Annotated in this window: 11 protein-coding genes; 6 read left to right on the top strand and 5 right to left on the bottom strand. The window is 70.1% G+C overall.

Going from position 1 to position 13,436, the window contains the following annotated elements; genetic code table 11:
* The first annotated feature begins 15 nt into the window (after nucleotides 1–15).
* The 3 genes from serA (at nucleotide 16) to KHC27_RS14445 (ending at nucleotide 4,017) form a co-directional block, all read left to right on the top strand.
* Nucleotides 16–1,602, top strand: coding sequence for a phosphoglycerate dehydrogenase (serA, locus tag KHC27_RS14455; protein ID WP_213340079.1), 1,587 nt, complete (start codon nucleotides 16–18; stop codon nucleotides 1,600–1,602).
* A gap of 253 nt (nucleotides 1,603–1,855) precedes the next feature.
* The gene (locus tag KHC27_RS14450; RefSeq protein ID WP_213340078.1) at nucleotides 1,856–2,515 is read left to right on the top strand and encodes a hypothetical protein; all 660 of its coding nucleotides are present in this window, start codon (nucleotides 1,856–1,858) and stop codon (nucleotides 2,513–2,515) included.
* Nucleotides 2,516–2,634: 119 nt separating this feature from the next.
* Nucleotides 2,635–4,017, top strand: a complete 1,383-nt coding sequence (locus tag KHC27_RS14445; RefSeq protein WP_213340077.1) for an Ivy family c-type lysozyme inhibitor — start codon at nucleotides 2,635–2,637, stop codon at nucleotides 4,015–4,017.
* Between the two features lie 36 nt (nucleotides 4,018–4,053).
* On the opposite strand, the gene eda is transcribed toward KHC27_RS14445, so the two are convergent.
* Complete coding sequence (gene eda, locus KHC27_RS14440; protein ID WP_213340076.1) at nucleotides 4,054–4,701, bottom strand: bifunctional 4-hydroxy-2-oxoglutarate aldolase/2-dehydro-3-deoxy-phosphogluconate aldolase; 648 nt, start codon at nucleotides 4,699–4,701, stop codon at nucleotides 4,054–4,056.
* Nucleotides 4,702–4,903: 202 nt separating this feature from the next.
* Here eda and puuE point away from each other — a divergent pair, with 202 nt between their 5' ends.
* Nucleotides 4,904–5,821, top strand: coding sequence for an allantoinase PuuE (puuE, locus tag KHC27_RS14435; protein ID WP_213340075.1), 918 nt, complete (start codon nucleotides 4,904–4,906; stop codon nucleotides 5,819–5,821).
* Between the two features lie 49 nt (nucleotides 5,822–5,870).
* Here the strand turns inward: puuE and KHC27_RS14430 are convergent, their stop codons facing one another.
* Nucleotides 5,871–6,290, bottom strand: a complete 420-nt coding sequence (locus tag KHC27_RS14430; protein ID WP_213340074.1) for an ion channel — start codon at nucleotides 6,288–6,290, stop codon at nucleotides 5,871–5,873.
* A gap of 35 nt (nucleotides 6,291–6,325) precedes the next feature.
* Between KHC27_RS14430 and KHC27_RS14425 the strand changes: the two genes are divergently transcribed.
* A complete protein-coding gene (locus KHC27_RS14425; protein ID WP_213340073.1) occupies nucleotides 6,326–7,171 on the top strand; it encodes a GNAT family N-acetyltransferase in 846 nt (281 codons plus the stop codon).
* On the opposite strand, the gene KHC27_RS14420 is transcribed toward KHC27_RS14425, so the two are convergent.
* The 3 genes from KHC27_RS14420 to KHC27_RS14410 form a co-directional block, all read right to left on the bottom strand.
* Nucleotides 7,149–8,078, bottom strand: coding sequence for a DMT family transporter (locus KHC27_RS14420; RefSeq protein WP_425514882.1), 930 nt, complete (start codon nucleotides 8,076–8,078; stop codon nucleotides 7,149–7,151). The genes KHC27_RS14425 and KHC27_RS14420 overlap by 23 nt on opposite strands.
* A gap of 62 nt (nucleotides 8,079–8,140) precedes the next feature.
* Complete coding sequence (locus tag KHC27_RS14415) at nucleotides 8,141–10,798, bottom strand: tetratricopeptide repeat protein (RefSeq protein WP_246519943.1); 2,658 nt, start codon at nucleotides 10,796–10,798, stop codon at nucleotides 8,141–8,143.
* A 72-nt stretch (nucleotides 10,799–10,870) separates the two neighbouring features.
* Nucleotides 10,871–11,749 (bottom strand): VOC family protein, encoded by an 879-nt coding sequence (locus tag KHC27_RS14410; protein ID WP_213340072.1) that lies wholly within the window; start codon nucleotides 11,747–11,749, stop codon nucleotides 10,871–10,873.
* Nucleotides 11,750–12,107: 358 nt separating this feature from the next.
* Between KHC27_RS14410 and KHC27_RS14405 the strand changes: the two genes are divergently transcribed.
* A complete protein-coding gene (locus KHC27_RS14405; protein WP_213340071.1) occupies nucleotides 12,108–13,403 on the top strand; it encodes an adenylosuccinate synthase in 1,296 nt (431 codons plus the stop codon).
* Nucleotides 13,404–13,436: the final 33 nt, after the last annotated feature.

Genomic DNA, 13,436 nt, shown 5'->3' with positions numbered 1-13,436 from the left:
AACGGACCTGATCCCATGGCTCCCCGTGTACTGATCTCCGACGCCCTCTCCCCCGCCGCGGTGCAGATCTTCAAGGATCGCGGCATTGAGGTCGATTTCCAGCCGGCTCTCGGCAAGGACAAGGACAAGCTCGCCGAGATCATCGGCGACTATGACGGCCTCGCCATCCGCTCGGCCACCAAGGTGACGCCGAAGATTCTCGCCAATGCCAAGAAGCTGAAGGTGGTGGGCCGCGCCGGCATCGGCGTCGACAATGTCGACATCCCGGCCGCCACCGCCAAGGGCGTGATCGTGATGAACACGCCGTTCGGCAATTCCATCACCACCGCCGAGCACGCCATCGCCATGATGTTCGCGCTGGCCCGCGAGATTCCCGCCGCCGACGCCTCCACCCAGGCCGGCAAGTGGGAGAAGAACCGCTTCATGGGCGTCGAGCTCACCGCCAAGACGCTCGGCATCATCGGCTGCGGCAATATCGGCTCCATCGTCGCCGACCGCGCGCTGGGGCTGAGGATGAAGGTGGTGGCCTACGACCCCTTCCTCTCGCCGGAGCGGGCGCTCGACCTCGGCGTCGAGAAGGTGGAACTGGACGACCTGCTCGCCCGGGCCGATGTCATCACCCTGCACACCCCGCTGACCGAGCGGACCCGCAACGTGCTCTCCGCCGAGGCGATCGCCCGGACCAAGAAGGGCGTGCGCATCGTCAACTGCGCCCGCGGCGGGCTGGTCGACGAGGCGGCGCTCGCCGAGGCGCTGAAGAGCGGCCATGTCGCGGGCGCGGCCTTCGACGTGTTCGTCACCGAGCCGGCGACCGAAAACCCGCTGTTCGGCCTGCCCAACGTGATCTGCACCCCCCATCTCGGCGCCTCCACCACGGAAGCGCAGGAGAATGTGGCGCTGCAGGTGGCGGAGCAGATGAGCGACTATCTGCTGCGCGGCGCCATTTCCAACGCGGTGAACTTCCCCTCGATTACGGCGGAAGAAGCCCCGAAGCTGAAGCCCTTCATCGAGCTGGCGGAAAAGCTCGGCTCCTTCGCCGGCCAGCTCACCGACACCGACATCCAGACCGTGCGCATCACCTATGAGGGCGCGGCGGCGGAGCTGAAGATCAAGGCGCTGACCTCCGCCGCGGTGGCCGGCCTGCTGCGCCCGGCGCTGCAGGACATCAACGTCGTCTCCGCCCCCAGCATCGCCAAGGAGCGCGGCATCGTGGTGGAAGAGACCACCCGCGCCGCCACCGGCGACTTCGAGAGCCTGGTGACGCTGACGGTGGTGACCGACAGGATGGAACGCTCGATCTCCGGCACCGTCTTCGCCGATGGCCGCCCGCGCATGGTCGACATCAAGGGCATCAAGGTCGACGCCGAATTCGCGCCCTCGATGATCTACGTCACCAACGAGGACAAGCCGGGCTTCGTCGGCCGCTTCGCCAGCCTGCTCGGCGACGCCGGGGTGAACATCGCGACCTTCGCGCTCGGCCGCGACCGTCAGGGCGGCGATGCCATCGCGCTGGTCGAGGTGGACGGCGCGGTGCCGGGCGAGGTGCTGGCCAAGGTGCAGGCGCTGCCGCATGTGAAGCAGGCCAAGCCGCTGACGTTCTGATGCCGGTCGCGCGTCCCCGGCATCGGGCGCGCGTGACCATCGGGCGGAAGTATTCGGATGAACAGCGGAGCCGGAAGGCTACCGGGCGGATGATGACCTAACGTAATCAGCACGAGGGCCGGTGGTTTCGGCCCTCGCGCGTCTCCACACGCCGTAAAATGCATGACGCGCCGGCACAACCGCTCTTGCCGCCGCAGATGGGCCAGATGATGATGTTTCCCGTCATCAGGCGTGTCTGCGGGGCAGGGGTGGCATGGTCAATAATCTGGATCCTGACTATATTGCCGGCCGCGACGGCTACACGCACCATGTGCCGATCGACCGCGAAGCCTATGATCGCGGCGTCGCCGAGCGCGAGGGGCGCAACCGTCCGGCCGTGGGCAGAGGTGGCGGAGACGCCATGCCCGGCCTGTTTCTGCTGGCGCTCATTCCCATTCTTGTCGGCATCGGCTTTGTCGTCGCGGTGCCGATTTTCCCGGTGGCCGGAATCATCACCGCCGTCATCGCCTACGCGGTTTCTCTCTATCTCGGCGTGGACCTCTATACCGACGAAGGCCTGAACAACCTGGTCATCTCGGTGCTGATCTGCATCCCGATCTATCTCGTCGCGCTGTACCCGGAGAGCCGGGCGGCGCGATACCCGGCTTATCGCGTGGCGCGCCACTGGGTGCGCGTCGTCGGCCTCGCCATCGCGCTCAACGAGGTCCTGCTGCCGACCCTGGCGGTGTATCTGCCGGGTGGTGACGAGCGGGTCTATGCCGCCTGGGGCATCGTCGCGGGCGGCCTCACCGTTGAGAAGCTGGCGTGGCTCGCCGCGCTGATGGTGCTGGTGCATGTCGTCGTCCGCTGGCTGGAGACCCGCGGCATCACCATGAGCCGCAGCGAGCGCTTCGGATGGCGGCGCCCGGTGTGAACGCCATGGCCCCGCCGGATCGGTGCGATCGGTCGCAGCGGCGCCGGGCTGGCAGCCAACTCGCGCCCGGCTATCGTGTCCCGACCCGCACCGCCCGCGGGAGTGCGGAGCTTCTGCCCATGGCCTTCCCGCGCCTGAACCCGGCCCTTGCGGTTCCGCCGGTCCCGACCCTGGCGCTCGCGGCGCTGGCGCTCCTCCTGCCCGCCGGCCCTGCCGCGGCGCAGCTGCGCGATCAGGCCGACACCATGAAGCTGATGACGGCGGCGGGCATCTCGGCGGCCGGGGGCAAGATTCTCAATGCCTGCGGCCATCCCACCAACCCGCGGGTGATGTTCATCGACCTCGATGGCGACGGTTCCGGCGAGGCGGTGACGCAGGATATCGACCCCGCCTGCTACCCCGATCCCGGCACCCAGTCGCTTGTTCTGCACCGGAACGCCGCCGGCGACTGGGACGTGGTGGCGAAGGTGCCCGGCGTCATCCGCCCGCTCGGTACGCGCTCCCGCGGCTGGGCCGACTTCACCCTGCAGGCGAAGGGCTGCCAGCCGGTCTGGCGGTTCGACGGGCATGGTTATGTGGCGACGCCCTGCGCCGACGCGGCAGCGCAGGCGTCGACCGCCAAGCCGGCGGTCCCGCCCGTCGCCCCACCGCCATCCGCTGCGTCGGCTCCTGCCGCGCCAGCCCCTGCCGCGCCAGCCCCTGCCGCGTCAGCCCCTGCCGGACCTCCCAACCCCGATCTCGCGCTGTTCCCCGCGACGCATGGCGACTTCGCGCCGAAAGGCGACTGTACGCTGAAGCCGAAGGTGACGATCGCCGCCGATGCGATCCGCCTCGACACGGCGGCGGGGGCGGGGACGTTCGCGCGGGCCAATGCGATCACGAACTACATGGGCCCCGACGACGACTCGATCTCCTACGCCCTGCACGGCGGGGGCGACGGGCTGATCGTCTCGGTCAAGGGCGACGGCTTGTGGAGCATGGGCGGAGACGGCCTCAGCGCCGCCGAGAAGGCGCTCGACGCCGCCGCCAGCGTGCCCGAGGGCAAGGCCGCGCTGCGCCGTTGCGGCGCCGCTGCCACCGCCACCGCTGCCACCGCCACCGCTGCCGCGCCGCCGCCGGCAGCGCCCGCGGCGCCGGTGTCCGGCCAGGCCAGCACAGTCGACGCCTTCGCCGACAAGGACGCGATGAGCGATGCCGGCTTCAGGGCGGCCTATCTCAAGGTGCTCGGTCCGCTCGCCCGCCGCGAGGACTGGCTGGTCGACATGCAGGGGCCGGGTCAGCAGAAGGCCGTCTCCCTCGCCGGTACCCGCTATCTCCTGGTGGCGGTCTGCAAGCCCCACGACTGCGGCGACAATGCCATGATGGTGCTCTATCGGCCGGAGACCCGTGAACTCTTCGGCATCGTCTCGGTGACGGGCGCCAAGAAGCCGCTCGGCAACCCGCCGCCGGCCCTGCGCGGCGAGGTGATGAAGCTGTGGAAGGAAACCTGGCCGGCGGGCTGAGGCGGGCGCCGTGCCGCCGCGGCGCCCGCGGCCGGCTCACAGCGGGAAGGCGGCGCGGTGCAGCTTGCTGGCGGCGCGGGAGAGGGCGACGATCGCCTCCCAGTCGCCCATGGTGACGAGGTCGTGGGGGCAGACCCAGGAGCCGCCCACGGCGAGGATATTGGGCTGGGCGAGGTATTTGCCGACATTGTCCGGCCCGATGCCGCCGGTCGGGCAGAAGCGCAGGTCCGGCAGCGGCGCGGCGATCGACTTGATGAGATTGGCGCCGCCCACGGCTTCGGCCGGGAACAGCTTCAGCACCGAAAAGCCCATGGCGTGCAGCGTCATCGCCTCGGACGGGGTGGCGCAGCCGGGCAGCACGGGCACCGGCGCCTCGGCGAAGGCCTCCAGCAGCGCGGGCGTCACGCCGGGGCTGACGAGGAAGCGGGCGCCGGCGGCGATCGACTTCTCCACCAGTTCCGGCCGCGTCACCGTGCCGGCGCCGACGATGGCGTCCGGCACCTCGGCGGCGATGGCGGCGATGGCCTCCAGCGCCGGCTCGGTGCGCAGCGTCACCTCGATGAGCGGCAGGCCGCCCTCCACCAGCGCGCGGGCGAGCTTCACCCCCGCCGCGACGCTCGGCACCGTGACCACCGGCACGACGGGCGCGCGGGCGAGGAGGAAGCTGGGATCGGGGAGCGACATGGTGCCAGGCCGTGATCTGTTCGCGGGATCGGTTCGCAGGCTGCTGTTCGCAGCTGCGGCAATCCAAGAGCCTCGCACTCCGATTGTCGAGGGGGCGGCGACGCTTTTCCGGCCGAATTCATAGGAAGTTCCGTTTTGGAGCTGTGGTGGCTACAGTTTGCGTTCTCCGCGCCGCGTCGCGCTTCCGCCTGGTGGCCGTCTCATGTTCTCGTTCGATTCCAGCTATCCCCGCGATCTCGTCGGCTATGGCCGCACCCCGCCGGACCCGAAATGGCCGGGCGGCGCCCGCATCGCGGTGCAGTTCGTGATGAACTACGAGGAGGGCGGGGAGAACTGCGTCCTGCATGGCGACGCCGCCTCGGAAGCGTTTCTCTCGGAGATCGTCGGCGCGCAGCCCTGGCCCGGCCAGCGCCACATGAACATGGAGTCGATCTACGAATACGGCGCCCGTGCCGGCTTCTGGCGGCTGTGGCGGCTGTTCACCCGCCGCAACCTGCCGCTCACCGTCTATGGCGTCGCCACCGCGCTCGCCCGCAACCCCGAGGCGGTGGCGGCGATGAAGGAGGCCGGCTGGGAGATCGCCAGCCACGGGCTGAAATGGATCGACTATCGCGACTTCACCTATGAGGCGGAGAAGGCCCATTTCGAGGCGGCGATGCGCCTGCACGCCGAGGTCACGGGGGAGCGCCCGCTCGGCTGGTACACCGGGCGCACCTCGGAGCATTCCCGCCGGATCGTGATGGAGGAGGGCGGCTTCCTCTATGATTCCGATGCCTATGCCGACGACCTGCCCTACTGGATCGCGGGTCCGCACGGGCCGCACCTCACCATTCCCTACACGCTTGACAGCAACGACATGCGCTTCGCCATTCCGGCGGGATTCAATTCGGGCGACCCGTTCTTCACCTATCTGCGCGACAGCTTCGACGCGCTGTACGCGGAAGGGGCCGAGGCGCCGAAGATGTTGAACATCGGGCTGCATTGCCGGCTCGTCGGCCGGCCGGGGCGCATCGTGGCGCTGGAACGCTTCCTCGACCACATCGCCCGCCACGACCGGGTGTGGGTGACGCGGCGCATTGACATCGCCCGCCACTGGCACGCCCACCACCGGCCGGCGTGAGCGCGGGGCATGCGGGCGGCCCTGCCGCATGCCCTGCGTCCGCACGGGTTCAGCGCTGCTTGCCGCCGCGCTGGAGCACGTTGATGAGGATCGCGGTGGTCCAGCCGAACATCATGATGCCGCTGGCCGCCGTCAGCGGCTCCACCAGCCGGGCATGCTCCAGCTCCACGGCGTGGCCGAGGCCGAGGGTCGTGTAGGTCATGAACGCGGAGTAGTAGGCGTCCGGCCCGTTCGAGACGAGGCCGAGCAGCCGGTAGACCATCGCCCACAGCCCGACCTCAAACAGATGCGCCACCAGCAGCAGCGTGACCGAGCCCATCATGAGCAGCACGTGCTTGGCGTGGGGCAGCCGCTTGGCGGGGTTGGGCTGGTAGTGGTCGTGGATCATCATCAGCAGCACGGTGGTTCCCACATGGACCATCATGACCGCCAGGTTCATCATGATCCCGAGCACGAGGTCGCGCAGCATGGGGGTCTCCGGCCTTCCGATTCGCGGGTGAAATCATGACCGAAGCCCTGAAGATCCGGCACATGATGCCGGAGGAGATCCCTCTGGCGGTGGAATGGGCGGCCGCGGAGGGGTGGAACCCCGGTCTCGCCGACGCCGCCTGCTTCGCCGTCGCCGATCCTCGCGGCTTCCTTGTGGCGGAATGGCAGGGAGAGCCCGCGGCGACGCTCTCCGTTGTGAATTACGACGATACCTTCGCCTTTCTCGGCTTCTACATCGTGCGGCCGGACCTGCGCGGGCGCGGTTTCGGCTGGCGGTTGTGGCAGGCGGGGCGGGCCCACGCCGCCGGCCGCACCATCGGCCTCGACGGGGTGCTGGCGCAGCAGGCGAACTACGCCCGCGACGGTTTCGTCTTCTCCCACCGCAACATCCGCTATGGCGGGCGGCCGCGTGTCGCCCCTGCGGCCGGGGAGGGCGTGGTGCCTCTCGCGCAGGTGCCGTTCGCCGCGCTGGCGGCGAGCGATGCCGCCGTGTTTCCCGCCCCGCGCGAGGCCTTCCTGCGGGCGTGGACCACGGCGCCCGGCCATCAGGGGTTTGCCCTTCTCCGCGACGGCCGGCTGAGCGGCTGGGGCGTGGTGCGGCCGGCGCGCACCGGCTTCAAGATCGGTCCGCTGGTGGCGGAGGCGGAGGGCGCGGCCGAACGGCTCTTTGCCCATCTGGCGGCGGTGGCGGGGGAGGGCGAGCTGTTCTTCGACGTGCCGGAGCCCAATGCCGCCGCCCGCCGCCTCGCCGAGGCGGCGGGGCTTGAACCGGTGTTCGAGACGGCGCGGATGTATGCCGGCCCGATCCGGCCGGTGGACCTTGCCCGGCTCTACGGCGTCACGAGCTTCGAGCTGGGGTGACCGCGCGGCGCCGCCGCCCGAAGAAGGTGGCCGCCGCCACGCCTGCCAGCACCAGTGCATACCCCACCGCGTGGTAGAGATGCGGCGCCTCGCCCAGCAGCAGGATGGCGAGGGCCGAGCCGAACACCGGCAGCAGGTGGAAGAACGGCGCCGCCCGGTTCGGCCCCACGATCTCGACGCCCCGGTTGAAGAAGAGATAGGCCAGCACCGAGGCGAACACCGAGACATAGGCGAAGGAGGCCAGCGTCAGCGCGTTGAAATGCAGCGGCGGGCCGGCGATCCGCTCCCACACGAAGGCCGGCGTCAGCAGCGCCGCGCCCCAGCCGAGCGAAAAGGCGAGGAAGCCGAGCCGGCTCATCGCCGGGCGCTTCGCCAGCAGCGCGGAATAGAAGGCATAGAGCACCATGGCGACGAAGAACCAGATGTCGCCGGTGTGGAAGGCGATGCCGGTCAGCACCGAGAGATCGCCGCGGCACAATATGACCAGCACCCCCACCAGCGACAGCAGGATGCCCGCGCTCTGGCCGAGCGAGAGCCGCTCGCCCAGCAGCACGAAGGCCCAGGCGGCGATCAGCAGCGGCGCGACGGAGGCCATCAGCAGCCCGTTCAGCGCCGGGCTGGTCTGCAGCGCCCAGTAATAGAGCGTGTTGTAGAGCGTGATGCCCGACAGCGAGAGCAGGGTGAGCACGCCCATGTTGCGGCGGATCACCGGCCAGTCCTGCCTGAGGTAGCGCCAGGCGAAGGGCAGCAGGATGAGGAAGGCCAGCGTCCAGCGGAACCACGCCAGCGCCACCGGCGGCACCTGCCCCGCGACGTGCCGCCCCAGCACGATGTTGCCGGCCCAGAGCAGCGGCACCAGAGTCAGCAGCACATAGGGAGCGTCGAGCAGGCGGCGGAACATGGGCATGCGAAAGACCGGAGCCGCGCAGGACGCGCGGCCACAGGGTCTAGGCGCCCCGGCCGCCGGGGTCAATCGGCCGAGGGGCGCAGGCCGAGGCGTTCGACAAGGGCGCGGGCTTCGGGGAGATAGAAGGCAAAAACATCGGCATAGGGGTCGTGGCCGACGTTGCGGCACAGGGCATGGGCCGCCTCGATCTGCGACAGTGCGTCAGCCGCCATGGCGGCGTCGCCGGTGCGCCCGGCAAGCTTCACCATGGTTCGTCCCTGATTGCCGATGCTCACCGCCCAATCAAGCGGCACGCGGTCGGGAGTGCGCTCCTCTAACGCGGCGCGATAGGCGGCGAGGGCCTGTTCGAGACGTTCCGCGCCGGCCTCGCGCTCGCCGAGGACCCGAAGCGCATTGCCGAGATTGTGTTGCGTCATCGCCCAATCGAGTGGCACGCGCTCGCGCGTCCATTCCTCCAGCGCGGCGCGATAGGCGGCGAGGGCCTGCTTGAGGCGTTCCGTGCCGGTCTCGCGCTCGCCGAGAGCTCGGAGCGCAGCGCCGAGATTATTTTGCGTCATCGCCCATTTGAGTGGCATACGCTCCTGGGTCCACTCCTCCAGCGCGGCGCGACAGGCGGCGACGGCCTGTTCCAGACGTTCAGTACTGTCCTCGCGTTCGCCGAGGATCGATAGCGCATTGCCGAGATTGTTCTGCGTCATCGCCCAGTCGAGCGGCACGCGCTCGCGGGTACGTTCCTCCAGCGCGGCGCGATAGGCGGCTATGGCCTGTTCGAGACGTTCCGTGCCGGCCTCTCGCTCCCCGATGTCAGAGAGCGCGTTGCCGAGATTGTTCTGCGCCGTCGCCCATTGGAATGGCACGCGCTCGCGCGTCCATTCCTCCAGCGCGGCGCGATAGGCGGTGATGGCCTGTTCGAGACTTTCCGTGCCGGTTTCGCGCTTGCCGAGGGCAGAGAGCGCAGCGCCGAGATTGGTCTGCGTCATCGCCCAGTCGAGTGGCACGCGCTCGCACGTCCGTTCCTCCAGCGCGGCGCGATAGGCGACGATTGCCTGTTCGAGACGTTCCGTGCCGGTCTCGCGCTCGCCGAGAAGGCGGTATGCATTGCCGAGATTGTTCTGCGTTGCCGCCCAGTCGAGTGGCACGCGCTCGCGGGTGAATTCCTCCAGCGCGGCGCGATAGGTGACGATGGCCTCGACGAGACGTTCCGTGCCGGTTTCGCGCTCGCCAAGGATGCTGAGCGCAGTGCCAAGCTCGTTCAACCCCACGCCCCGCTCGTCGGCGTCGCCGGCCACTTCGAAGGCGATGCGCGCGAGCTCTATGGACACCTCAAGATCGAGATTCAGCCCCCCGTCGCGCCCCCACACAAACCATTCGCCCCCCACCGCGCGTAGCCGCTGGAACAACCCCGCGCGATCCGCCACCTCAAGCTCCACCCGACGCGCGATCTTGGCGGCGGCGGCCTGGGCGTCGCGGCGCAGCAGGTCCTGCCGGATGCCGGCCTCGAGCAGGGCCAGCCCGTCCGCCAGCGCGCGCTTGCGGCGCTCCTCTTCCTCGCGTTCCCAGCGCGCAATGGCACGCTCGGCTTCGGCGGCGGCGTCGTCGAACCGGCCGGCATTGGAGAGTTCGGCCACCCGTGCCAGCTCCTGCCCGACGAACGCGTCGAGATTGCCGGCGCGGGCGGGCGTCGCGCCGGCCTCGATGGCGATGACGACCGCCCGTTCCAGTTCCCGCAGGGCCTGGTCGAAATCGTCGACATTGGCGCTGTTGCGCCGGGCGAGGGCGATGACAGCCTGCCGCTGCAGGCCAGCCTGCTCGGCGGCCCTGGCTTCGCCGCGCCGGTCGAGTTCCGCCATCAGCTCGGCCACGATCTGGCTCGGCATCGTATCGAGACGGCCTTCGATGCGCTCGACGCCCTGCCGCGTCGCGGCCGTGTCCTCGGCGATGCGCGGCAGCAGCGCCAGATGGTGCTCCGCCCCCGTGCGGAACACGGTGAGCGCGTCGAGCGCGGCGAGCTGCGCATCGAGCCTGGCGTCGATGCCGCGCACAGCGTCCAGCGTCGCCTCGGCGAGGTCGCGGGCCACCTTGTCCATGGCGATGTGGAAGGCTTCGCGCGCTTCCGGGTAGGCGGTGGGGCTCTTGATCAGCTCGGCAAAGGCGGCGAACACCAGTTCGCCGAAGCGGCGCGGTGCGCCGCCTTCCACCGGCAGCCCCTGCTCGGCGACATGACGAAAGTCCTCGGGAACGGCGCCGGCCTCGCAGCTCGCGAGTTCCGCGAGCACGACGGTGAAGCCGTCCGTCAGCCCGTCGCCCCGCCCGGCATGGGCGCCGGGCGCCACCCGCTCCGGCACGCCATCGACGATGCTCTCGACATGCCGGTCGATCGGCGAGGCACCGGGAACCCGGTCGCGCTCCAGAGCCTCGCGCCGGACCTCGCGCAGCGCCGCGGCGATCGCCGCAAGGGTGCCTTCGGAGCGGAGGGCTTCAAGCCGCCGGTCCGGCGTCGTCAGATCGCGCCGGACGACGACGAGAATGTCGTTGGCCGCCGTGGTCCAGGCCAGCCGCGTGGCGCGCAGCAGGTCGTGATTGGCGGAAACCTGCCGCAGCGGATCGTGGAGCGCCAGCCGGTCCCGCCAGCGTGCCTTGACATCCGCAGGTACAACCGCCAGCGCCGCGCCGGGCAGCCCGCCAAGGCCCAGATCCACCAGTTTTTCCAGCCAGTCCATCGCACCTCCGCCACGTGCGAAGGTACCGGACGGCTGCATCAACTCAAGCGGGAACCCGCCTGCCCGTGGGCCTCACCCCGCCAGCACCCGCACGGTCGTTCCCCACGTGTCGGCGGTCGCGATGCCGCCGGGCACCGGCTCCACGGGCGCCCCCGCCGCCGTCAGCCGCGCCGCCACCGCCGCGACATCGGCCGGCGTCGGCAGCCGCATCTCGTAATGCACGAGGCCGGTCGAGCCCGCCGCGGCCGGCCCGGCGCCGCGGCTGCGCCAGACATTGAGCCCGAGATGATGGTGATAGCCGCCGGCGGAAACGAACAGCGCGCCGGGATAGGACGCCGTCGTGATCGCAAGACCCAGCGTGTCGACGTAGAACCGGCGGGCCGCCTCCAGATTGCCGACCTGAAGATGGACATGGCCGACGACGGTCCCGGCCGGCATCGGGGTTTCCACCGCCACGCCCAGCGGCAGGGCCGACATCACGCCGCGCCCGTCGAGCTGCTCGGTCGCCATGGCGACGGTGCCGCCGTTCCACCGCCACTCGCTGCGGGGCCGGTCGCGGTAGATCTCGATGCCGTTGCCGTCGGGATCGTCGAGATAGAGCGCCTCGCTGACGAGATGGTCCGAGGCGCCGATCGGCACGCCGCGCTCGATCAGCCGGCGCAGCACGATGGCGAGGGCCGCCCGGTCGGGCACCAGTATGGCGACATGAAACAGGCCGGTGGTGTGCGGGGGGCGGGGCGGAGCGCCGGGCACCACCTCCAGCTCGATCAGCGTTTCGCCGCCGGTACCGAGCCGGAACAGCCCGTCGCCCTTCGCCGGCTGCGGCGTCAGCCCGACGATGTCGCGGTAGAAGGCGAGCGAGCGCTCGCCCTCGCGCACCCGCAGGCGGACGGCGCCGAGGCGCAGCGCGTCCGGCAGCAGCGGCAGGGTGGCGGCGGCGGAAACGGTCATGGCGGACTCCCGAAGACTGGCTGCGTCAGATGTCGGGCAATCCGGCCCGCCCCGCAAGACGACGCGCCGTGCGGGAATGGAAGGACTGTGCTGCGGCTCCGGCGGGAGCCTGCCGGTCTGGCCCCGGGGGTTGCGCGACCCGCGCCGTGCCGGCTCCGCGTGCCCGGCCCTGCCCGGGGCGTGCAAACGTCGCATGGCGGCCGGACCCTGTGGCCGCGGCCGGAGTTTTCTTGCCTCGCCTGTAACGATCCCTTAAGAGGTGGCAGCCCCCGGTGGATAGCTTCGCCGGGGTTTCTTCTGCGTCGGATCGTCCCCCACGGGATGCCGGCGGGTGCATGGCATATCAGGAGCGGTGCTCGTGGCGAATGTGGTCGTCGTCGGTTCCCAGTGGGGCGACGAGGGAAAAGGCAAGATCGTCGACTGGCTCAGCGAGCAGGCGGATGTCGTCGTCCGTTTCCAGGGCGGCCATAATGCCGGGCATACGCTGGTCGTCGGCAATGTCACCTACAAGCTGTCGCTGCTGCCCTCCGGCCTCGTGCGCGGCGCGAAGCTCTCGGTCATCGGCAATGGCGTGGTGCTGGACCCGCAGGCGCTGATCGACGAGATCGCGCGGATTTCGGCGCAGGGCATCGACGTCTCGCCGGAGCGGCTGCGCGTGGCCGAGACCGTCGCCCTCATCCTGCCGCTGCACCGCGAGCTCGACGCGATCCGCGAGAATGCCGCCGCCGTGGGCACCAAGATCGGCACCACCAAGCGCGGCATCGGTCCGGCCTATGAGGACAAGGTTGGCCGCCGCGCCATCCGCCTCGTCGACCTGTCCCACCCCGCCAGCCTCGACGGCAAGATCGACCGGCTGCTGACGCATCACAATGCGCTGCGCCGTGGCCTCGGCATCGACCCGGTCGACGCGATTGCGCTGCGCGAGGAGCTGCTGGCGCTGGCGCCGAAGGTTCTGCCCTATATGGACCGCACCTGGGCGCTGCTGGACGACGCCCGCCGCCGGGGCGAGAAGATCCTGTACGAGGGCGCGCAGGGCGCGCTGCTCGACGTCGACCACGGCACCTATCCCTTCGTCACCTCCTCCAACACGGTGGCGGCGCAGGCGGCGACCGGCTCGGGCCTCGGTCCCAACGCCATCGACTATGTGCTGGGCATCACCAAGGCCTACACCACCCGCGTCGGCGAGGGTCCCTTCCCGACCGAGCTCAGCGACGAGATCGGCCGCACGATCGGCGAGCGCGGCCACGAATTTGGCACCGTGACCGGGCGGCCCCGCCGCTGCGGCTGGTTCGACGCCGTGCTGGTGCGCCAGACCGTGCGCACCTCCGGCATCACCGGGATAGCCCTGACCAAGCTTGATGTGCTGGATGGGCTGGAGAGCCTCAAGGTGTGCACCCGCTACCGGCTGGGGAACGAGGAGATCGACTATTTCCCCGCCGGCCAGGACGCACAGGCTGAGGTCGAGCCCATCTACGAGACGATCGAAGGCTGGTCCGGCTCCACCGCCGGTGCCCGTTCCTGGGTCGACCTGCCGGCCGAGGCCGTGAAATATGTCCGCCGTATCGAGGAACTGATCGGTTGCCCCGTCGCGCTCCTCTCCACCAGTCCGGAGCGCGCCGACACCATCCTCGTGCAGAACCCATTCGAACCTTGAGGTTCCGGGGGCGTTTTGCCTCCGGTGCCTGGT

This window comes from Ancylobacter lacus, assembly GCF_018390635.1.
Lineage (GTDB): Bacteria > Pseudomonadota > Alphaproteobacteria > Rhizobiales > Xanthobacteraceae > Ancylobacter > Ancylobacter lacus.
The sequence above is the reverse complement of the archived record's forward strand: the minus strand, read 5'-3'. Positions and strand labels throughout refer to the sequence as shown.

Bases quoted from the DNA above. Each gene is read 5' to 3' on its own strand.
- serA (WP_213340079.1), top strand. From the start codon at position 16: ATGGCTCCCCGTGTACTGATCTCCGACGCCCTCTCCCCCGCCGCGGTG.
- KHC27_RS14450 (WP_213340078.1), top strand. From the start codon at position 1,856: ATGGTCAATAATCTGGATCCTGACTATATTGCCGGCCGCGACGGCTAC.
- KHC27_RS14445 (WP_213340077.1), top strand. From the start codon at position 2,635: ATGGCCTTCCCGCGCCTGAACCCGGCCCTTGCGGTTCCGCCGGTCCCG.
- eda (WP_213340076.1), bottom strand. From the start codon at position 4,701: ATGTCGCTCCCCGATCCCAGCTTCCTCCTCGCCCGCGCGCCCGTCGTG.
- puuE (WP_213340075.1), top strand. From the start codon at position 4,904: ATGTTCTCGTTCGATTCCAGCTATCCCCGCGATCTCGTCGGCTATGGC.
- KHC27_RS14430 (WP_213340074.1), bottom strand. From the start codon at position 6,290: ATGCTGCGCGACCTCGTGCTCGGGATCATGATGAACCTGGCGGTCATG.
- KHC27_RS14425 (WP_213340073.1), top strand. From the start codon at position 6,326: ATGACCGAAGCCCTGAAGATCCGGCACATGATGCCGGAGGAGATCCCT.
- KHC27_RS14420 (WP_425514882.1), bottom strand. From the start codon at position 8,078: ATGCCCATGTTCCGCCGCCTGCTCGACGCTCCCTATGTGCTGCTGACT.
- KHC27_RS14415 (WP_246519943.1), bottom strand. From the start codon at position 10,798: ATGGACTGGCTGGAAAAACTGGTGGATCTGGGCCTTGGCGGGCTGCCC.
- KHC27_RS14410 (WP_213340072.1), bottom strand. From the start codon at position 11,749: ATGACCGTTTCCGCCGCCGCCACCCTGCCGCTGCTGCCGGACGCGCTG.